Here is a 21,191-nt window from a genome sequence, read left to right on the forward strand (position 1 = left end):
GTGAATGTCACAAAACGGTCAAAATTTCATTGTTAACAAAGCGGTATAAATCGCTTTTAATAGCCGAAATTTATTTTTTAAACTTTAGAAAGCCCCAAAAAAAGGGGTCATTTACACGCCTGTGTAAATAAAACAATAGGAGACACATATGTCAGTAGAGCATCCAATTGTTACAGTGACCGGTTCTTCAGGAGCCGGAACGTCATTTGTAAAACGCGCTGTGGAAAAAATCTTTGAGCGTGAAAAATTGAATGTGGCGATTGTGGAAGGCGACAGCTACCACAAATACAACCGTGCCGAAATGAAAGCGAAAGTAGCGGAATCCAAAGAAAATGGTGGGCCGGTTCTAACGCACTTTTCCGAACAAGCCAACGAATTCGGCGAATTGGAAGCGCTTTTCAAAGAATACAAAGAAAGTGCCACCGGTAAGCGTCGCTACTACATCCACAGTGATGAGGAAGCCGCTGAGCATAACGCTCGTCTAGGAACGGACTTCTCTTCCGGTGAATTCACCCCTTGGGAGCCGATTCCGGAAGGCACTGACATCTTGTTCTATGAAGGCCTGCACGGCATGGTCAAGCGTATGGACCATGGCCCAAAAGAAGGCATGCATAATGTCGCACAGTATGTGGATCTCGGGATTGGCGTCGCACCATCCATCAACATCGAATGGATGCAGAAAATCTACCGTGATACCTCGGAACGTCCATATTCCGTAGAACAAGTGCGCAACATCATTCTAGAACGTATGCCAGACTACATCGAAACGATTGTTCCACAGTTCCACCGTACACACATCAACTTCCACCGTGTACCGTTGATCGATACGTCCGATCCGTTCTCCACCATCTCGGACGACGCACCAATGGGGCCGGCTCCAGAAGATTCTTTGATTATCTGTCACGTTCGCCACCAAGATGTCGATCTGGAAGCCATCAAGGAAAAAATTCCGGGCGCATTCCTACAGAACGACACCACTTTGGTGTGCAACGGTTCACATATGGTACAAGCCATGGACCTGATGATGTCCCCAATCATCCACAACTTGATTGAGAAAAAACGTAAAGCCTTGGCGGCACAAAACGGCTAAGACGTTCGTTTCATCATCCAATAAAAAACCTGCCTCGTGCAGGTTTTTTTATGTCTATTTCACCACCGCCGTAATGGCTTCCAACTGAATCTCCGTGCCTAATCGGGTTTCAATTTCCTGTTTCACCGCTTCGATTTGTGTATCCTTCAAGGAATGGTGCGACACCAATTTCGCCGACACTAACATGGGTTCACCACTGCGAATTTTCACATCCTTCAAGACAATGCCTTCCATCTGAAAATCTTTCAGGGCCGAGGCCACCTGCTGTTCCTGCACCAAACTGCTGAACGCAAACACCAGCGGAATACTCACCATGGCCACAAAGGCCAACGACAGCAACAAGCCTTTTTTGGCCAGCTGAAACGGGCTGAACCCCAACACCAGAAAAGTCGCGGCGGCCGCCAAAACAATGCCGGCCAAGTTGGTCATAAACAATAAGAAAGCGCCCCAGAACACCGACCAATCCCACCAGCCGATACCGATGGACGACACCGCCAGCGGCGGCACCAATGCCACAGCAATGGCGACGCCGGCCAAACTTTTCGCCACTTCAGAACGGGCATTGGCATAGGCGGCGGCAATGCCGGAAATAATCGCCACCCCCAAATCCAATAAGGTCGGACTCAAACGCGCACTGATTTCATGATTCACACTGTTCAAGGGGGTAATCAATGTCAGTAAGGTTCCGAAAAATAGCGCCAACAAAATGCCGACACTCAAAGTTTTGGCACTTTCCGTCACCAAATCGACATTCTGGCGTAACACCCCCATGGCCAGCGAAATAATCGGTGCCATCAGCGGCGCTAATATCATGGCACCGATAATAACCGGTGCCGAATTGGCGAACAGCCCCACCGTGGCCAGCAAGGTGGCCAACACCATCAGTACTTTATAGGATTCCGAGGCCTGGGCGTTTTCGCGTAATGTTAGAAACACTTCTTTGATTTCTTCCTGATCCGCGTGGTGGATCAATGGAAAAGGACGATTTGCCAAAGCTTTTACCGCCTCGCCTTTCGGCAAGCGAGTCACCCGCACCGATTCTTTCAATTCTTTATGGCTGATTTTTTCCGGTAACTGATGACTGAGAATTTTCAGTGCGTCCGGCTCAATCGCCACATCCACTTTCTCCGCATTGAAATATTGCCCATCAATGCTGAATTCCAGTTGCCCGGCACCTGACAAACTGATTCTTTCGGTTTTAATATGCCCCAGGTAACCGGCAAGAACGCCTTTCGAAACCACCCGCTTCGGCAACACTTTGGTCAGCAAAAAATGCAACACTTCGGACATACTGCGGGGTGCCAGAATGACGGCATTCAGCGTGGCTTCATCCTTCTCAGTTTCCCCCACCACACGTTTGGTGAACTCGCTGGCACTGGGGCGGTACACCACCGAAATCCCCAAAGCAGCCGTATTAACGACCGTTTCCTTGGCCGTCACCATCTTATAAGGTAACAAACACATTTTTTTCAGACTGAACACCAGCAACAGCAGGTTTTTAAGCTTGCACCAAACGCTTTCGTCCACCAGCGCCGCTGGTTTCATCATATCGGGATTGCCGAGCATCACCGAATTCAAAACCAAATGATGATTGCAATACATCAAATCCGCCGACACCGGTTTGTCCACGGATAAAATGTCTTCCACCGCCTCTTTTGGGTCTTTCGGAATTGAAAAACTGCGGTGGATGCGGTTCATTTCCGGATGCGGAATGAACCCGATGGTCCAGCCTTGTTTCGATGCCAAAGGTAACAGCTGGTAAAGCGCTTCGTCACTCAGCCAGAACAACACCGCGCCATCGGGTTGATAATCGTCCAGCCGTTGGCCGTCATAAGCCACAAACTCACAGGATTCCGGCAACAAAGCCTTGATATCCGACTCGAACAACTCGGCCCGTTCGGCATCGTAAAAAATGACGTATTGATTCACTCAAGCTTCCTTTGCACGGATGATCACTGCTTTTGATTCTAATCGACCCCGAAATAAATGCAACCAATGTAATGCCCTAAACACAGCGAACATTCTGTTTAAGATCCACTCAAGCGAATGATGGCCTTTTTTATTGCATCATTTGTGGGCATAATAAGCCCATGCTGAAATCGCTTTCCTTTCGTCTCCTTGCCTGCGCCTTTATGAGCGTTCTGCTGTTGCCTGTTCAGGCACAACAGCAAACCCTGCCAAAATGGGAAATCGGCTTGGGGCCAGGCCTGGTCAGTTATCCGGATTACCCCGGTTCCAAAGAACAAAACAACCTCATCGTGCCTTTTCCGTACATCACCTACCGCAGTGATGCCTTTACCATCGACCAGCGCGAAATCAAAAAACCGCTGTACGAATACCGCAACCTGGAGTTCGACCTGAGTATTTCCGGCACCATTCCCGTGTCCAGCAAAGACAACAAAGCCCGCGAGGGCATGGACGACCTGGATGGTTCCATCGGCATCGGTCCCGTCATCAAGGCTCGTTTATATCGCAATGATCTCAGCGAATTCAAATTCGAATGGCCGGTGCGCTGGGTCGTGGCTTCCGATTTTCAATCCATCCACGAAGAAGGCTTTTTTTCCTCGCCCGGTTTCTATTATTATTTTCGGCAAGGCTTCAGCGCGCGGGAACGCTTGAAAGTCACCCTCGGTGCCCGCGCCGATTTCGCCACCGCCCGCAACAACAATTATTTTTACGGTGTGGACCCGAATGAAGCCACCGCCGTTAGACCGGCCTACAAAGCCACTGGCGGCTTCGCCGGCCTGGCGTACGTTTTCAGTTTGAACTGGCACGTCAGCGACTTCTGGCTGGGCGGTTTTTATCGTCTCCGCGATCTCTCGGGCAGTGTTTACGAAAACAGCCCTTTAATGGAAACCACCCGTTCCGAAACCTTTGGCTTTGCAATTACCTGGAACTTCTATCAATCCGACGAAACGGTTCAGGGTCTCGAATAAATGAAAAAGCTGTTCTTTCCCGCCCTGGTACTCACAACTATTTTGGGCATTTTATTATTTGCCGACGGCTGGTTATTATGCACGGTGCAAACCATCTCGATTTTACTGTTCCTCTTCATTTACAGTCTGTTTGTACAAAGCTTATTACCCGGCCAAACACCGCTGATCACCCGGTACGCCATCTTAATGCAGGCCGATTTAACACCGCGCGACTTGCACTATACCCGCGGAGTCACTTGGGCTTGGGTCATTCTATTAAGCCTGATTTTGCTCACTAAACTCTGGAGCGGAGTATTCGACGGACGCTGGATACTGTTGGGCCACGACCTCACCGATTACATCGAAGTGGGCTTTTTTCTGGGTTCCACCGCCTTATTCGTTGGCGAACTCTATCTGCGCCGCTGGGTGTTCCCGGAAAAACCGCCGGAGACCCTGTTGCAATTCATCGGCAAAACCTCACAGGTTTCCCTCAAGGACATCTGGCAATTCAGGCCAACAAAACAGGCGCAGAGAGGCGTTAATAAGCCCTGAATAATACATGGATGATGCATGGGCGAGCCGTTAAAAACGCCACAAAAAATCCTTAATGCTTTATACTTTTGGCAATTCGTTTTTTGAAAAAAGCTCTATGCGTTATCCAATCCAAATTTCCGCTTCAACCCTTGTCTCCGGCATGGGCGTTGGCTTGAAGGCCCACCGCCAAGCCCTCGAAAACGAGACCACCGGTTTGAAGCTCAACACCCGAACTCTTGAAACCAAACTGGCGACCTACTACGGCGAAGTGACCGACTTACCGGCCTTACCGGCACATTTAAGTAACTACGACTGCCGCAATAATCGCCTGGCCTGGCAGGCGTTAATCACCGACGGGTTTGCCGATCAAGTTGCGGATGCAATTAACCGTTTCGGCGCACATCGCGTCGGTTTGGCGCTTGGAACCAGTACTTCAGGTATTTTAGAAACTGAACAGGTGCTGGCCTATCGCGAACAAAATGGGCAATTTTCCGATGATTATCATTACGAAACCACGCATCGCATGAATTCCCTGGCGGATTTCTGCGCCGACGCCCTGTCATTGCAAGGGCCTCGCCTGATTATTTCCACCGCCTGTTCTTCCAGTGCCAAAGTGTTCGCCACCGCATCGCGCTGGCTGGATAACGATTTGGTCGATGCGGTGCTGGTCGGTGGCGTCGACACCTTATGTCTGACCACCATTCACGGCTTCAATGCGTTGGGCTTGGTGAGCCACGACATCGTGCGACCATTGGACGCGCGCCGTGACGGCATCAATATCGGCGAAGCCGGCGGTTTTATGTTATTGGAAAAAGCCTCGGAAACCACCAGGCCTGGCGAAAACCGCATTCAACTGACCGGCTTTGGCGAAACCAGCGACGCTTACCACATTTCCACGCCACATCCCGGCGGCCAGGGCGCCCACGACGCCATGTCACAAGCGCTGAACATGGCCGGACTCACGCCCGCAGACATTGATTATCTCAATCTGCACGGCACCGGCACACCCAGTAACGATCTGGCGGAATCCAAAGCCGTCAACACGTTATTTGGTGAAAAGCCCCCTCTGCTCAGCTCCACCAAAGGATTCACCGGTCATACACTCGGTGCGGCGGGCATTACCGAAGCGATTTTCTGCCAACTGGCACTTGAATCCCAGCAGGCCTGGGCGAATTTGAACTGCGAGCAGCCCGACACCGCCTTATCGCTGACGCCGGTGTTACAAACACAGTCGGCCGAATTACGTCATTGCATGAGCAACTCCTTCGGTTTCGGCGGCAACAATGCCTGCCTCATTTTCAGCCAAACCAAAACCGACAAACCTGGAGGGCCGGCATGAAAGCGTATATCGAACACATCGGCTTGCAAGCGCCCGGCTTGGAAGGCTGGGAAGCCTCTCAAACCATTCTGACCGGTGGCGCGCCGTATCAATCTGAACCGCTATCAAAATACAGCCCGCAATTTCTGCCCGCCAATGAACGGCGCCGCACCACGCCCACCATTAAACTGGCGTTACGCACCGCGGAAGAGACCGTTACCGGCTATACACCGGAAGCCATCGCCGCCATGCCAACTTTATTTGCCTGTGTGGACGGCGACACCGAAATTTCCGCGAAAATGACCAGCGCAATTTTGCAGGACGAACCGATGATTTCGCCGATTCATTTTCACAATTCGGTGCACAATGCCCCCGCCGGTTACTGGATGATCGGTCAGCGTAACCAACAGGCGGCCTCCGCCATTTCCGCCGGGGAATACCAAATCGCCAACAGCTTTATTGAAGCGCTATCGCAATTGTCGGACACCCATCCGAAAGTACTGCTGGTTGTGTACGATTTACCGATTGACCCGATTATCGAAAACTACCAACCGGAAATGCAACCTTTTGCCTTTGGTTTGGTACTAACATATCAACCCAGCCAACAATCTTTAGCGGAATTAACACTCTCGTTAGCTCCCGGCGAAGTTCAAGCACCAAAATCGGCCTGGTTCGGCGACAATATCGCGGCACAAGCCCTACCGCTATTACAAAGTCTGGCGCAATATCAGAGTGGAGAATTTGCCTTTCCCATCTCATCAAAACTGACGGCCAACCTCGCTCTGACGCCTTTAAATGAAAATGGATAAGAGACGATGAACGACGTGCTCTTTGATTTCGACACCCTGCACCGTTTGATTCCGCATTCGGACAAAATGTGCCTGTGGGAAGCCGTCACGGCATTTGACGACGACAGTGTGCAATGCCGCACCACCCGTCATCTCGACCCAAATCACCCGCTGAAACGCGACGGTCATTTATCGAAACTCCACCTGATTGAGTTCGGTGCACAAACCATCGCCATTCACGGCGGCTTAAAAGCGCAAGCCGAAAACAACGCCACGTCATCTTCGAAAACGCCTAGGCCTGGTTATTTGGCGAGTGTTAAAAACATCGCCTTCGGCGACTTCAATCCGCAAACGGCCATGCTCACCGGCCAAGCCACACAGCTCATGGCGGATGACGCCTCAAAACTCTATCAATTCGAACTGCAAGACCAGAACGGCCAAACCGTTTGCAGCGGCCGGGCACTGGTCATACATCCGGAAGACTGATTTATGGAAAACATCAAACGCGCACTCATCACCGGTGGCAGCGGCGACATCGGTTCCGCCATCGCCAAACAACTCGCCGAAGACGGTTTTCACGTTATCGTACACGCCAACCACAATCTGGCCAAAGCCGAGACCATCGTCGCCGATTTAACCGCACAAAAGCTGTCGGCCGAAGCCGTCCAATTCGACATCACCCAGGCCGAGACCGTAGAAGCTGCACTCAATGGCTTATTGGCACAAGGGCCGATTCAAGTCGTCGTCAACAATGCCGGTATTCACGACGATGCCGTGATGGCCGGCATGACGACAGAACAATGGCAATCGGTCATCGACGTGTCACTGAACGGCTTTTTCAACGTCACCCAACCGCTGCTGATGCCGATGATTCGGACTCGATGGGGCCGCATCATCAACATCGCCTCCATTGCCGGTGTGGCCGGAAACCGCGGCCAAACCAACTACGCCGCCGCCAAAGCCGGCTTAATCGGCGCCAGCAAATCGCTGGCCTTGGAGCTGGCCTCGCGCAAAATCACCGTCAATGTCATCGCCCCCGGCATTATCGAAGGCGACATGACGCAGGATGTTTTCCCGCCGGAGGTCATCAAAAAAGCGGTCCCCATGCAGCGCGCCGGGCAACCGAATGACATCGCCCACGCCGTCAGTTACCTCGCTTCAGATAAAGCCGGTTACATCACCAGTCAAGTACTGAATATCAATGGCGGCATGATCTGACATCGGCTATCCAAACGGATATCAAAGCCCGATAAGATTAAGCAAATATACGAAATTCACTTTACCAAATCCCCTATTAATGGTACTTTAATGGGGTTTTCCATTTTTAGAAATACACACATTTATTGCGATCGATTCAGGAGGATAAACACGATGAAATCCATGTTCCAAAAATTAATATTAGGCCTTTCCGTACTTGGTTTAGTCGCCACTTTAACGGCCTGTGGTAAAGGTCACCCAATCCGTAATATGGAATCACAACCGGTCCCGTCGAACATCAAGACCGCCGAACAGGTTAAAAAAGCCATCCGTACTGCGGGCGCCGGTCTGGGTTGGATTATCAGCGATGACGGTAAAGGCAAATTGAAAGGCACCTTGAACTTGAGAACCCACCAAGCGGTGATTTCCATTCCATATTCTGCAAAAGAATACAGTTTGATCTATCAGTCCAGTGTGGATTTGAACTACAATCCTGAAAAGGGCACCATCCACAAAAACTACAACAGCTGGATTCAGAATCTGAACAACCGCATCCAAGTGCAGTTGATCGGGCTTTAAGGCATTGGCATGCGCTTAACCTCAAGCGCATCCCAGCAAGGGGTCGATTGGGACGGGCTGCTCATGCTCGTCTTGTCGACCCTGTTTATCCTGGCGACCTTTGGCCTTTCATGGCTTTGGCTGATTTTCAAGACCTACCGAACCGCAAAACAAGCCCCCACACCCTCCCAAATTCAACACCCTTTAATCGTGTTTGGCAAACAACTACACCATAACCAAATCGACAACGATTATCGCGCCCGTTTAAAGCGCGTACTCGCCTTGCAGACCAACCAGCCTATTTTTGTGCTCGGCGGTGTCACCGCGCCCAATTCGGTGTCTGAAGCCAAGGCCGGAGAAACGTTTTTACTGCACCGCCAACCCGATCTGAAACCGCAATTGATATTGGAAGAAGCCTCCCGCAACACCCTGGAAAACCTGAAACAGGCCCGACTGTTTTTGACCCGACAAAACAGTGCGCTCCAAGTCAATTTGTTATCCAATCGCTATCATCTTTACCGCTGTCAGGCGCTGGCACAAGGCCTGGGGTTCAACGTCACTTTGGTGGCCGCCGAAAACCGTTTTGACGGCCGCTGGGCAAACTGTTACAAAATTTTCATGGAAGCTTTTTTCAGCCATTGGTATCATACCGGCGCACGGGTCAGCCGATGGCTTAACAACAAACGCATGCTTGCCAAAATTCACTGAGTTCTATGACACCTTCCACTTTTGCCATTTTAATTCCCGCTTATAACGAAGCCTTGACCATCACCAGCGTCATTGATTCCGCTCTGGCCATCACCCCGAACGTTCTGGTCGTCAACGACGCTTCCCAAGACAATACCGCCGAACTGGTTCGCCAAACCCCGGCGTTGTTATTGGAACACGAACACAATCGCGGCAAGGCCAGTGCTTTATTGACCGGCTTTGCCAAAGCGCTTGAACTCGGTGTGGACTGCGTCATTACATTGGACGGCGATGGCCAACATGACCCACAGCAAATCCCGCAACTGCTCGCGGCCTTTGCAGAAACCCCTCAAAACATGGTCATCGCCGCACGTTTACAAAACCGCGAAAATGCGCCCAAAGCGCGCCTGATCGCCAATAAAATCGCCGATTTCTGGGTCGGCTGGGCCGCCTCCAGCCCGATTGCCGACAGCCAATCCGGTTTCCGTCTCTACCCCATCGACTTGATCCGCAACCTGAAGACCAATGCCGTCAATCCTTCCGGCTTCGTCTTTGAAAGCGAAGTCTTGATTGATGCCGCCACCGCCGGATTCGGATTCACATTCGTCCCCATCGCCTCCTGTTACCCGGAAGAGCGCCGCGCCAGTCATTTCCGGCCCGGTTTCGACATCACCCAAATCACCTTAATGGTGGCCGGTAAACTGCTCCGTAAAGGCCTGAATCTGCCAGGCCTGGTCAAATCCCTGACAAAACAGCCTCATATCGCCAACGGCGACCCGTAAAATCGGCCTTGTAAAACCTAGGCTGCCCAACTGTTTTTTTTCAAAAAAACGTCATTTCAAGGTAAAATAACCCCATTATTAAATTATTTTATAAAAGCCCGCATGCCGAAAAAAATTCTGATTTTGGGATACAGCCAAACCGGCCAACTCAACGCCGTTTTGGACGCCATTGAACAACCGCTTTCCGACAGCAACGCCGTGACTGTTTCACGCCGTACGCTCATGCCGAAGCAGCCTTATTCGTTCCCTTGGTCGTTTTTCCGGTTTTTCGATATTTTTCCAGAATGCGTCTATTTGGACGCCCCCGACAATCAACCGCTGGATTTGGGCGAACACTACGATTTGGTGATTCTCGGTTACCAACCCTGGTTTTTATCACCCTCCCTGCCGACCACCGCGTTTCTCAAATCGGAACAGGGCAAAGCCATTTTAAAAGACACTCCGGTCATCACCGTCATTGGTTGCCGCAATATGTGGGGGCAGGCGCACTTGAAAGTCAAAACGCTGCTGGCCGCCGCCGGAGCCAAACTCATCGATAATGTGGTGCTGACCGACCAGGGGTCATCTCTGGCCACCTTCATCACCACGCCGGTCTGGTTGCTGACCGGCCGTAAAAGCGGTGTCCTCAATTTGCCCGATGCCGGCATTGCTCCCGACGAAATCTGCCAGGCCTGCCGTTTCGGGCACGCCATTCGTCAAACACTGGAAACCCAGGACACTCTCACCGACGCGCCCATGCTGACCGGGCTGAAAGCGGTGAAAGCCGATGCCAGCCTGCTGCAGTCGGAAAAAATCGGCGCCCGCAGTTTCCACATCTGGGGCAAACTGTTGCGCGCCGTCGGCCCCAGCGGAAGCTGGCAACGGAAACCCCTTCTGGTGATTTACATTCTGTTTTTGGTGCTGATGATCATCACGGTGGTGCCGATCACCCTACTGCTGCGCAAGTTGTTCAAGCCGTTGTTGAATAACCGCCTGAAGCAACTTGAAGCGGAATTTGAAGCGCCGTCCGGCTCGGGCTCCGAGCGGTTGAAGGATTTCCCATGTCCGTAAACTCCAATACACCCAATGCCCGGCCGGAAGCCTACATTACCCTGACCGCCGCCGAAATGCCCAATGCGCCGGTCGATAACGACCAAATTGAATCCGTGCTCGGCATGATCAACGGCAAGCCGTCTCGCGCCAAACGTATTATTCTGCGCAACAACGGTATTCAATCGCGTCATTATGTTCTGGATCCGAACACTCAGGAACCGGTTTGCAATAATGCGCAACTCACGGCACAGGCCGTGCGCAACTTATTTGCATCAAAAAATGAATTGAATCAAATCGATTTACTGGCCTGCGGCACCACCATGCCCGACCAAATCGCGCCCGGTCATGCGGTGATGGTGCACGGCGAGCTAGCCTGCCCGCCTTGTGAAACCGTGTCCACCGCCAGCATCTGCATCAGCGGCCTGATGGCGTTGAAATACGCTTATCTGGCGGTGCGGAACGGCGATAGCCGCAAGGCCGTCGCCACCGGATCGGAAACCGCCTCCATCCTGTTGCGCGCTCGCAATTACGAAGCCGAGACCCAAGCCAAGCTGGAACAGCTTGAAACCCGCCCGGAAATCGGTTTCGACAAAGACTTCCTGCGCTGGATGCTGTCGGATGGAGCCGGTGCGGTCTGCATCGAACCGCAACCGCGCACCGATACCATCAGCCTGAAAATTCACTGGATCAAAACCCTGTCTTACGCCAACGAACTGGAAACCTGTATGTATGCCGGGGCCACCAAGCAAGCTAACGGCGACCTGATTGGTTGGAATCGTTACGAGGGTGCTGCCTTGATGCAAGAAAGCGTGTTGGCCATCAAACAGGACGTCAAACTCCTCAACGATAACATCGTGCCCTATGCCATCACCAAAACGCTCGATACACTGGTGGCGGAAACCGGATTGCAGGCCGATGACATCGATTATTTCCTGCCGCACATTTCGTCAATGTATTTTTACCACAAAGTCGCCGATGCCTTGGCGGAAATGAATTTCGTCATTCCGCAGGAAAAGTGGTTCACCAACCTCACCACCAAAGGCAACACCGGTTCGGCCTCTATTTTCATCATGCTTGATGAATTGGTCAAATCCGGCCGCCTGAAAAGCGGCGACACACTACTCTGCTTCGTACCGGAGAGTGGCCGTTTTTCCAGCGGCTTTATGCTGTTGGAAGTGGTCTAAAGTGAAAAGGAACAGCCTATGAAGGTCGATGACGTACCCCAACAAGCCGACGACATCTACGAAGGCGAAACCAAAGTGGTCTACGCCGTCGGCCACGACGGCAAACTCGCTACCGCCTCCACCCAAGGTTGGGAAGCGGAAATCGAGGCCTTGAAAGATGCCGTCGATGAAATCGAACAGCAGACTCGGGATGCCTGGCAGCGCGCCCAAAACGGCGATACCTCACCATTAGAATACCACATGCATCGTCAACGACTGGATGTGCCGATGCTAGCGCAGGCGATGGGCAAATTCCAATGGCAGATCCGGCGTCACTTCAAACCGGCCGTCTTTAACCGCCTGTCGGACAAACACCTGCAACAATATGCCAAAGTGATGGGATTGTCTGTCGAGTCGCTGAAACGCCTGCCAAACACCCTCGAAACCGACCATGCCAAGTCCTAACTTTCTGTAAAAAACGACTCTCTATGCCTGATTTATCTCAATTCCAACATCAACAAGCCGCCCACTGCGAAACCGGCGCCGCCGCCGGATTGTTCCGCGCCCACGGCCTCGACTTATCCGAAGCCATGGTCTTTGGCCTCGCCAGCGGCTTAACCTATGCGTATCTGCCATTTGTTAAAATCAATGGCTTGCCGTTGATGGCCTATCGCATGCCGCCGCGCATGATTTTAAAAATGCTGTCATGGCGCATCAAAGGCTTGAAAATTCGTTTTAAAACCTTCAAAAACGAAGCCGACGGCCAAGCCTTTCTCGACCAAAAACTGGCCGAAGGCGAATTGGTCGGTTGTCAGACCTCCGTATTCTTTCTGCCGTACTTCCCGAAAGAAATGCGTTTTCATTTCAACGCCCACAACCTGTTGATTTTCGGAAAGGAAACGGTGGATGGCGAAACACAATATCACATCAGCGACCCGGTGTTTTCCCACACCGTGACCACCGATGCCGCCAGCCTGACCGAAGCGCGCTTCGCTAAAGGCGCTCTGGCACCGAATGGCCGCTTATACTACTTTGAGTCGGTGCCCGAAACCATCGATTACGAAACGTTGATTCCCAAAGCCATTCGCTTTACCGGCAAGGCCAACGGTAAACGCAACATCACACCTATTTCCGGCGTGAGCGGTATGAAACGGGTGGCGAAACGCATCGAAAAACTGGAAAAGGACAGCAAACGTTATCGTCAACTTTTCTTAGGCCACATCGTGCGGATGCAGGAAGAAATCGGTACCGGCGGTGCCGGTTTCCGCTATATGTACGCCGCATTTTTGCAGGAAGCCGCCGACAAAATCCAGCGCCCGGAACTGAATGAATGGGCCGATGCCTTTGTCGCCATCGGCGACGAGTGGCGCGAGTTTGCCTTATTGTGCGCCCGCATCAGCAAAGGACGCGGAAACCACACCTTAAAAGAAGCCGCCGACTTCCTGCGTCGCATTGCCGACCAGGAACAAAGACTCTACAACCAGATGGCCAAATTTAAATAAGCTTTCCATCAAGTAAACAAACATCCCACCCGGCCTGGCCGTTTCGGGGTACTTGGTTGCAGATGGCACTTTTAGCAAAAAACCGTCATAATGGAGTCCTTCCATTTCGATTGGGGTTCTATGGCATTCCAACTGACATTCGATATCTGGCTGGCGATGGGCGCGGTATTGCTCATCATGGCGTTGATGCCCAGTCTCAGCGTACTGTTGGTCACCAGCCGCAGTAGCCTGTTCGGGGTTCGCCACGGTTTGGCAACCGCCGCCGGTATTGTCAGCGCCGACCTGCTGTTCACACTGGTAGCGCTTTTCGGATTGAAATGGCTGGCGGAGCATTTTGAACTCGGCTTCAGGCTGTTGACGTATCTCGGCGGCGGCTACCTCATCTGGCTCGGTGTGCAATTGCTGCGCCGTCCGCCAGAACAGAAACCCGTGATGCAAACCACCCACGCCACTCTCACCGCCAGTTTTGGGCTAGGCTTATTATTTACCCTCGGCGACCAGAAAGCCATTCTGTTCTATTTCGGGTTTTTCCCCGCTTTCGTGCCCATGGATCAACTTGCAATCGGCGACATCTTATTGATTCTATTGCTCACGCTGGTCACCGTGGGTGGCGCCAAGGCTCTTTACGCCATCAGTGCCGCCAAAACATCGGCGTTTTTTCGCCCTCGACGTCAGGATTTGATTCGCCGCATCGCCGCCAGCGTGTTTCTCGTCATCGGCGTGTACCTCATCGTCACCACCACACTGGAGTGGTCATGACGGTATCGCAACGCATTCTGAACGCTTGGGACAAAAACGCCCAGGCCTGGGCCAAAACCGTACGGGAGAACGCCTTGGCCTCACGCCGGCTCGTGACCGACGCCGCCATCGTCGAACAATTATTATCGGAATCCGACTGGTCCTCTCTTCTCGATGTGGGCTGCGGTGAAGGTTGGTTAATTCGCACCCTAAAATCCGAACGCCCCGATGCAGAGTTCACTGGACTTGACGGCTGTGCGGCCTTAATCGAAACCGCTCGCGCCGACGACTGGGACAGCGATTACCATCACCTTACCTATCAACAAGTACACCCCAACCGTTTTTCAAAGCCTTTCGAACGCATTGTCTGCAACTTTTCATTATTCGAAAACGAAGCGGTTGTGGAGTTATTGCAACGATTACGCGACTGCCTTACGCCGAAAATCGGCCGGTTGGTAATTCAGACCTTATATTCGGACGCACCAACGAGTGAGTGGGAAGCCGACTCCTGGGCCGGTCTGCCGGACACTTTTCAGGAACCGCACCCCTGGTTCAAACGTTGCGAAGCGGATTGGTTTGAATTATTCACCCGAGTGGGGTTGGAAATGGAAGCTGTGCGTTACCCGGCTTATCCGGACAGTGACCGGATTGCATCGGTGATTTTCGTATTAAAAACATAAAAACAGGCGATGGCCGCCTTCAATGATCCGGCTGGGTCAGGCGTTTTTGCAAACGCCAATAGGCCGCCAGAAAGAACACCAACGCTAGGCCGAGCAATTGCAGGATATAAGGCAGAACCGATTGAAAATCGCCCTGGCGTAACAGGATTTCCAGAAAGGCTTCCAAGCCCCAGTTCATCGGTGAAAAAGCAGCAAGCTTTTGCATGGCGTCCGGCATCACGAACACCGGCACCATCACCCCGCCCATCGCGCCCATCAGCAAATTACTGACGCCGCCAACGGTCGAAGCCTGTTCGTGGGTTTTCACCCAAACCGCAATCAACAACGCAAAACTGATGGCGGTCAAACTCAACGCCAACGACACCGGCAACAATAACCAAGCGTTGCTGCTCAACTGCAACGCTTCTCCGCCCAATAACGGCACCAAAAATACGCCCGTTAGAAACATCAGCCCTGTTTGCAGCAAATTAATCAGCATATAAGGCAACAGCTTCCCTAACAGAATCCACTGCTTGGCAATCGGAAAGGTGTTGAGCCGTTCCAACGTACCATTGTTCAATTCCACCAACAAGGTCGCCGAAAACGGAATCACAATAAAGAACATCGCAAACACCAGCCAAGCGGGCACGCTTTGCTGCACCGAGGTCGGCGTTACTTGAGTTTTGCCATAAGACAAGCTGGTTTCATTCAAAACGCTGGGGCCGAGAAACTTGCGGATATCCAACTCCGGCACCTCTTGCTGTCGGCTCGCCGAGCGGGAACCGGCCGCGAAGGTCACGGCAATTTTCTTTTCCACCAGTTTGCGCATCAACGCCGCTTTCAACAAGGAACGGGCATAACTCGGTGCCACCGGAGAATAGTCGATTTGAATCGGTGTCTGAATCGGCTCGCCGCGTTTAAGCTTTTTCACCAAACCGGTCGGCACCTGTATCAAGGCCAAGCGCTCCCCGCTCAACGTCGCTTGCCGGGCATCGGCGATGGCTTGCGGACTGTTTTCAATCGGCAGGACATCAAAACTTTCCAGATTCAGAAAGTCGTTCTGCCAGGCCTGGGAGATTTTGTCGTCGAACACCGCAAAGATTTTCAAGCCGCCGGATGCCGAAGCGGCGGAGGTTTTAGCGTCCGTTACCTGTTTGTCGGAAAACACTTCCTGCAAACTCATCGACATAATGACCACAAACACCACCGGCATCAAAAACAGCACCAATAAGGCATAGACATCCCGCAGAATCAAACGCGCTTCTTTCTGCAATAAGGCCTTAAACATGGTTCACATCCTCAATCGCCATATCCGACTGCGAAGCATGCTTCAAGGCTGCCAGCACGTCCGGTTGCACGGATTCGAAAAACAGGGTTTCCATGTCCAAGGGTTGCATCGATAAACGTTGCAGTTTTGCACCCGGCAGATGATTCAAAAATGCCATCACTTGCCGGTCGATAAACGCTAAGTCCATGTCGGACGGCAACCGCCCTGATACGTTATTTCCTTGAACCGTGAGCCCATTTTGTTGGCAAAATTCATCAAATGCCGGTAAATGATTTAAACCTGACCAGGCCTGGTCAATTTCGACTTCCAGTTTCACGCCGCTTTCTCGCCGCCAGGCATCCAATTCTCCCTGGAAACGCACTTCACCTTGATGCAACAACGCTACCTGATCGCACAACAATTCGATTTCCTGCATGTGATGCGAGGTATAGACAATCGCCACGCCCTGATCGCGCAGTTGACGAATTGCCTTGAGAATAAAATCGCGGGAAATAGGGTCGATACCGACCGTCGGTTCGTCGAGGAACAACAGTTTCGGGCGATTGACCAAACCGATAGCCAGATTCAAGCGGCGCTTCAGGCCACCGGACAACCGGTCGGCGGTTTGCTGGCGGTGCGTTTCCAGCTGACAAAACGCGATGGCGTCCTCAACACGTTGCGTCCGCTCCCCCAAATCCGCCCGCAAGTCGGCGAAAAACTGCAAATTTTCCAGCACCGTCAGGGTCGGGTAAAACGCATAGCCTTGCGGTACCAACGCAATCTGTCGCAGGATGTCGGTGCGATGGGTCGCATAATCCAACCCCAGCACCGTCAAGTCGCCGGATTGCTTTTTGAGCTGACCGGTCAGCAAACCGATCAAGGTGCTTTTTCCAGCACCGTTGATGCCCAACAGCCCCAAAATATCGTTTTGTTTCATCTGCAGGTCGAGCGCTTTCAGCACCGGTTGACCGGGCTGGTATTGGTAAGAAAGGTCTTGGATGTCGAGGGTGTTCACGAGGTGAAAAGGGTTCCGCTGAAAATTGCACAAACTTTCTCACAAAAGCGCTGGAAACACAACCGATTGGCGGTTTTTTTGATAGACTTAACGCTTCTCGTTCGCTTGCAAAGGAAACAGGTTTGAAACACTGTGATGTCTTCATTATCGGGGGTGGTCCGGCCGGCTCCATCGCCGCCGCAAAATTGGTCCAAGCCGGTTACGACGTCAAACTGGTGGAACGCCAGGTCTTCCCGCGTTTTGTCATCGGCGAATCCTTGTTGCCACGCTGCAACCAACTGCTGAACGACGCCAATATGCTCGACAGCATCGAAGCGGCCGGGTTCCAATTCAAAGGCGGCGTCGCCTTCCAGACTGGACGGGAATTCGAGATTTTCCATTTCGACAACAACCTCGGCGAGCCCTTCAACAGTTCCTTTCAAGTGAAACGCGAGCTCTTCGACCATGAACTGTTGAAAGATGCGGAACGCAAAGGCGCGGATGTGGAATTCGAATCCGAAGTCACCGCTTACGACCCGGATGCCAACATCGTCACCGTCAAAACCAAACAAGGCGACACCGAAACCTACCAGGCAAAAAAAGTCATCGACGCGTCCGGCTATGGCCGTGTTTTGCCGCGTTTACTGAATCTGGACGCCAAACCGAAACTGGCCCTGAGACGCGCCACCTTCTGCCGAGTCCAGAATGACGTGCGCCCCACCGACGGCACCGACGGCTACATTTACGTCGACGTTTACGGTGACAACGATGCCTGGATTTGGAACATCCCGTTTAACGACGGCATCACCTCGGTCGGCATCGTCTGTACCGAAGAGTTTTTCCAGTCGTTCAATATGACCGACGACGCCTTTTGGGATCACATTATCCACACCCATCCCTGCGCTAAAGAACGCTACAAAAACGCCTCCAAAATCAATGACGTCGGTTCCTTGAGCGGTTATTCGGCCGCAGTGAAAAAACTGTACGGCGACAATTTCGTATTGGTCGGCAACGCCTCCGAATTCCTTGACCCGGTTTTCAGCTCCGGCGTGACCTTGGCCTTGGAATCCGGGTCGGTTGCCGCGGATTTAACGCTGCGTGAATTGCAGGGCGACGCCGTGGACTGGCAAACCGACTATGAAGACTACATGATGCGCGGCATCAATGTGTTCCGCGAATTCGTGGAATCCTGGTACGACGGCCGTCTGCAAACGATTTTCTTCACCGAACACAAAGACGAACGCATCAAGCAATCCATCACCTCGGTACTGAGCGGTTACGTCTGGAACCCGAAAAACTATTTCGTCAAATCACCCACCGCCGCCGTGAATACGCTGGTGGCCATGATTGAGAGTTCCAAACAACCTGTTTAAAGTGCTTCCCCAGACTCGGTTCGACTTCTGAATCAAGCGAGGTTACTTCAAGACCTTTGCGCGAGTCAGGGCGCGAGATAAAAAAGCGGGAAAATGGGCGGATTCAGGGCAAAAAACGCAGGTAATAGCCTGACTATTGCCAAGTTTTTTAACGCAGAAGCCGTGCATTTTAACCTTTTTTAGCCGTGTCATTGGCTCGCGCACAGGTCTTATCACACCCGATTCTGCCAACGCGCCAGAAGGTACACCCAGATGACGCCGACAACCAAGGTTTGGCCGATGGCGACCAGAATCGGGATGGACGTCCACAGCAAACAACCAAACGTCAGAATCGTGGTCATCCATGCAATGGTGACCGATTGCATGGCATCGCCACCATCATGCGGTTCCCGCGAAGTGCCCGATTCCAGCTTAGCCTGGCGTGCGAACAGGCTGTAATCCAAACCGATCGCTACCACCAGAAAACCAGCCAGTAAATGGAACACCGTCACCGCTTGCCCGAACAGAGACAAGGTGGCCAAGGTCGCGCCCAGCCCGAATACGACCGGTAGTAAAATCCGCCAGGCCTGGGCGAAACCGGCGGTGGCCAGCCGGAGCCCCAGTACAAACACCCACAGCAAGCCGAACAAACCCCACGTCAGCTCCCAACGTAACTGAGTCACCGACTCCGCCACCAGCGACCGCTGATTGAAATATAAAATGCCCTGCGCCTCACTCCAGTCCGCCAAACGCGCTGGCCGGGTCACGCCTTGCAATAAGATTTTGCCGACCACGCCGTGCGCCGTCTCAGTGACCAGGGTCGGCAACAAAGCCTGCTGCCAATCCAGCGCCAGGGTTTCAAATCGCGGCCAATCCAACGGTGGCAAGGTCGAAGACGCTTCCACACTTTGCACAAACGACTGGAAATGGTTGGGCTGTAACGGGGTGTCGCTTTGCGCCAAAATCCGATTCAAAGCGTCGGTCGACGGCAAACGGGCAAGTCGTTGCGTTTGACGTGCTAAACTCGGCAACCAATCGGACAGGCCCAACCAGCCTTGAATAACGCCGTCCGTTTTCAACTGTGCCAAACTGGCCGATAAAGCTTCCTGCCGCTGCAATAACGTCTGCATGGAGTCGGCTTGAACCAGTAAAAACTGGCTGGCTTCCGGCTGACGAAACGCCTGTCGCAAATCGCCGTCCTGTTGCAATAAGCTGGGCGGCACCGGACTCAAGCTGGCCAAATCGTCCTGCCACACGATGGGTTTCCACCACAGCACGGCCATGATCAAGGCGGCCAATCCCATCCATTTCCAACCATCGCGCAAGGTGGCAAGCGCCGAATCGGTCTCCTTCATTTTTGCCGGCACTGAATTCGCAGACATTGAACAGGACGTCGCTGGCGCCAGCACCCATAAAATCAAACGGGTCATGCCCAAAGCCGTCAAAAGCCCAACGGCGGCAAACAGCCCCATTTGCTGCACACCGGGAATCCCCAGCCACATCAAACTGCCCAAGCCGACCAGACTGCTCAAGGCTCCCAGACGAATCACCGGCCAATTTCGCCAGGCCTGCTGCAGGGACTGCCGAAGCGCCGACAAAGCATGAATCGGGTAATCCACCGCCACACCAATCAAAACCACCCCCAAGGCCAACGTCATCGCTTCAAGGGCACCGAACACGGCCTGCACCGCCAGTGCGCCCAGCAAGGTCCCCGCCGCCAAAGGCACAAAACTCAATAGCACCCACAACGGACGTCGGAACACCCAAAACAGAAAGCCCAAGACTAACAGTGTCGCAATGGCGGACAGCCATTTGACGTCCTGTTCAATGTCGTGGCGCGCCTGCTGGGCAATCCAGGCCACATTGGACACAGCGATTTTCACGCCCGGACTATCCGCTGCGGAACCCCCCACTTTTGCTAACGCCACTCGCAAAACCGGTTCGACCGCTTGCAAATGGCTGACCAAAGCCTCGGGTTTGAAGGTCACCAGCAACAGCAATTGTATGGATTCAGATGGTGTCGATTCAGGCTCTTTGTCGGAAGGGCGGTTCGCCGCTTCGCCCCACACGCCGGAGATCGTCGGCACCGCTTGCTGAAAACGGGACTGCCCCAAATAACGGAACCACTGCTGGGTTGGATCGCTCAGCACAGTGGGCTTATCCATCACCAGCCCTATTTGCCAGGCCTGCCACAAATCGTCCAGCCGCGACGGCAAGGCTTCCAGGTCAAAATCGGTCAAAAGATAACGATATTTCCGTAAAGGTGCCCGATTCCAGGCGGAAACGGACGACGGGGCATTCCGAACCTCGACTACCCATGGCTGATGCCGTAATGCCGAGGCCAACGTCTGACTGATGGACGCCGTGTCATTTAAGGTGATATTCACGTTCAAAGGGATTTGAACCGACACCATTAAGGGTTGCTGTGAACGGTCTTGATTGAGAGATTGTTTCAGGGAGTCGAACAACACCGATTGGTCGGGGGTTTCCGCCGGCGGGAAAAAGGCGGTCAATTGATTTTGCAGGTTCAGTTTCGGCAGATTCCAAGCGGCCAGCGCAGCGAAGACCAGTACCACGGCCAGCAAAACGCCATAACGCGAGCGCGGCGCCATCCG

Annotated in this window: 21 protein-coding genes; 17 read left to right on the forward strand and 4 right to left on the reverse strand. The window is 52.8% G+C overall.

The genetic code is table 11. From position 1 onward, the window contains the following. Positions 1 to 148 precede the first annotated feature (148 nt). Positions 149 to 1,090: a phosphoribulokinase gene (locus AC0KH7_RS11710; RefSeq protein WP_472373617.1), complete on the forward strand. Its 942-nt coding sequence runs from the start codon at positions 149 to 151 to the stop codon at positions 1,088 to 1,090. A gap of 54 nt (positions 1,091 to 1,144) precedes the next feature. Here AC0KH7_RS11710 and AC0KH7_RS11715 read toward each other — a convergent pair whose 3' ends face one another. Continuing rightward, the gene (locus AC0KH7_RS11715; RefSeq protein ID WP_472373618.1) at positions 1,145 to 3,019 is read right to left on the reverse strand and encodes a DUF389 domain-containing protein; all 1,875 of its coding nucleotides are present in this window, start codon (positions 3,017 to 3,019) and stop codon (positions 1,145 to 1,147) included. A 203-nt stretch (positions 3,020 to 3,222) separates the two neighbouring features. Between AC0KH7_RS11715 and AC0KH7_RS11720 the strand changes: the two genes are divergently transcribed. The 15 genes from AC0KH7_RS11720 (at position 3,223) to AC0KH7_RS11790 (ending at position 14,984) form a co-directional block, all read left to right on the forward strand. Continuing rightward, positions 3,223 to 4,026: a MipA/OmpV family protein gene (locus AC0KH7_RS11720; RefSeq protein ID WP_472373620.1), complete on the forward strand. Its 804-nt coding sequence runs from the start codon at positions 3,223 to 3,225 to the stop codon at positions 4,024 to 4,026. Then, on the forward strand, positions 4,027 to 4,557 hold the full coding sequence (locus AC0KH7_RS11725) for a COG4648 family protein (protein WP_472373621.1): 531 nt from the start codon (positions 4,027 to 4,029) through the stop codon (positions 4,555 to 4,557). Positions 4,558 to 4,654: 97 nt separating this feature from the next. Beyond that, positions 4,655 to 5,878 carry a beta-ketoacyl-[acyl-carrier-protein] synthase family protein gene (locus AC0KH7_RS11730; protein ID WP_472373623.1) on the forward strand — a complete coding sequence of 408 codons (1,224 nt, stop codon included), beginning with the start codon at positions 4,655 to 4,657 and terminating at the stop codon, positions 5,876 to 5,878. Further along, positions 5,875 to 6,666, forward strand: a complete 792-nt coding sequence (locus AC0KH7_RS11735; RefSeq protein WP_472373625.1) for a beta-ketoacyl synthase chain length factor — start codon at positions 5,875 to 5,877, stop codon at positions 6,664 to 6,666. Before AC0KH7_RS11730 ends, AC0KH7_RS11735 begins: the two co-directional genes overlap by 4 nt. A gap of 6 nt (positions 6,667 to 6,672) precedes the next feature. Then, entirely contained in the window at positions 6,673 to 7,131 is a 459-nt protein-coding gene (locus tag AC0KH7_RS11740) for a hotdog family protein (protein WP_472373627.1), read from the forward strand. A 3-nt stretch (positions 7,132 to 7,134) separates the two neighbouring features. Beyond that, positions 7,135 to 7,863 (forward strand): 3-oxoacyl-ACP reductase FabG, encoded by a 729-nt coding sequence (gene fabG, locus AC0KH7_RS11745; protein ID WP_472373629.1) that lies wholly within the window; start codon positions 7,135 to 7,137, stop codon positions 7,861 to 7,863. A gap of 153 nt (positions 7,864 to 8,016) precedes the next feature. After that, positions 8,017 to 8,421, forward strand: a complete 405-nt coding sequence (locus tag AC0KH7_RS11750; RefSeq protein WP_472373631.1) for a hypothetical protein — start codon at positions 8,017 to 8,019, stop codon at positions 8,419 to 8,421. Positions 8,422 to 8,430: 9 nt separating this feature from the next. Further along, positions 8,431 to 9,108, forward strand: coding sequence for a YdcF family protein (locus tag AC0KH7_RS11755; RefSeq protein WP_472373633.1), 678 nt, complete (start codon positions 8,431 to 8,433; stop codon positions 9,106 to 9,108). A 5-nt stretch (positions 9,109 to 9,113) separates the two neighbouring features. Then, positions 9,114 to 9,869 (forward strand): glycosyltransferase family 2 protein, encoded by a 756-nt coding sequence (locus AC0KH7_RS11760; RefSeq protein WP_472373635.1) that lies wholly within the window; start codon positions 9,114 to 9,116, stop codon positions 9,867 to 9,869. A 102-nt stretch (positions 9,870 to 9,971) separates the two neighbouring features. Beyond that, the gene (locus AC0KH7_RS11765) at positions 9,972 to 10,919 is read left to right on the forward strand and encodes a dialkylrecorsinol condensing enzyme (protein WP_472373637.1); all 948 of its coding nucleotides are present in this window, start codon (positions 9,972 to 9,974) and stop codon (positions 10,917 to 10,919) included. Next, entirely contained in the window at positions 10,910 to 12,085 is a 1,176-nt protein-coding gene (locus AC0KH7_RS11770) for a beta-ketoacyl-ACP synthase III (protein ID WP_472373639.1), read from the forward strand. The genes AC0KH7_RS11765 and AC0KH7_RS11770 overlap by 10 nt, the downstream gene beginning before the upstream one ends. Before the next feature lie 18 nt (positions 12,086 to 12,103). Next, on the forward strand, positions 12,104 to 12,529 hold the full coding sequence (locus AC0KH7_RS11775; RefSeq protein WP_472373641.1) for a DarG family dialkylresorcinol biosynthesis protein: 426 nt from the start codon (positions 12,104 to 12,106) through the stop codon (positions 12,527 to 12,529). Between the two features lie 23 nt (positions 12,530 to 12,552). Beyond that, a complete protein-coding gene (gene darH, locus AC0KH7_RS11780; RefSeq protein WP_472373643.1) occupies positions 12,553 to 13,566 on the forward strand; it encodes a BtrH-related acyltransferase DarH in 1,014 nt (337 codons plus the stop codon). 120 nt (positions 13,567 to 13,686) lie between these two features. Further along, positions 13,687 to 14,325 (forward strand): LysE family translocator, encoded by a 639-nt coding sequence (locus AC0KH7_RS11785; protein ID WP_472373645.1) that lies wholly within the window; start codon positions 13,687 to 13,689, stop codon positions 14,323 to 14,325. Continuing rightward, positions 14,322 to 14,984, forward strand: coding sequence for a class I SAM-dependent methyltransferase (locus tag AC0KH7_RS11790; protein ID WP_472373648.1), 663 nt, complete (start codon positions 14,322 to 14,324; stop codon positions 14,982 to 14,984). The genes AC0KH7_RS11785 and AC0KH7_RS11790 overlap by 4 nt, the downstream gene beginning before the upstream one ends. A gap of 19 nt (positions 14,985 to 15,003) precedes the next feature. Here the strand turns inward: AC0KH7_RS11790 and AC0KH7_RS11795 are convergent, their stop codons facing one another. Together AC0KH7_RS11795 and AC0KH7_RS11800 are read right to left on the reverse strand one after the other, a co-directional pair. After that, the gene (locus tag AC0KH7_RS11795) at positions 15,004 to 16,251 is read right to left on the reverse strand and encodes an ABC transporter permease (RefSeq protein ID WP_472373650.1); all 1,248 of its coding nucleotides are present in this window, start codon (positions 16,249 to 16,251) and stop codon (positions 15,004 to 15,006) included. Beyond that, complete coding sequence (locus AC0KH7_RS11800; RefSeq protein ID WP_472373652.1) at positions 16,244 to 17,245, reverse strand: ABC transporter ATP-binding protein; 1,002 nt, start codon at positions 17,243 to 17,245, stop codon at positions 16,244 to 16,246. Before AC0KH7_RS11800 ends, AC0KH7_RS11795 begins: the two co-directional genes overlap by 8 nt. A 122-nt stretch (positions 17,246 to 17,367) precedes the next feature. Here AC0KH7_RS11800 and AC0KH7_RS11805 point away from each other — a divergent pair, with 122 nt between their 5' ends. Beyond that, complete coding sequence (locus tag AC0KH7_RS11805) at positions 17,368 to 18,597, forward strand: NAD(P)/FAD-dependent oxidoreductase (protein WP_472373654.1); 1,230 nt, start codon at positions 17,368 to 17,370, stop codon at positions 18,595 to 18,597. A gap of 212 nt (positions 18,598 to 18,809) precedes the next feature. On the opposite strand, the gene AC0KH7_RS11810 is transcribed toward AC0KH7_RS11805, so the two are convergent. Continuing rightward, positions 18,810 to 21,188 (reverse strand): MMPL family transporter, encoded by a 2,379-nt coding sequence (locus AC0KH7_RS11810; RefSeq protein WP_472373656.1) that lies wholly within the window; start codon positions 21,186 to 21,188, stop codon positions 18,810 to 18,812. Positions 21,189 to 21,191 lie beyond the last annotated feature (3 nt).

It is taken from the genome of Hydrogenovibrio sp. (assembly GCF_965140365.1).
Taxonomy (GTDB): Bacteria; Pseudomonadota; Gammaproteobacteria; order Thiomicrospirales; family Thiomicrospiraceae; genus Hydrogenovibrio.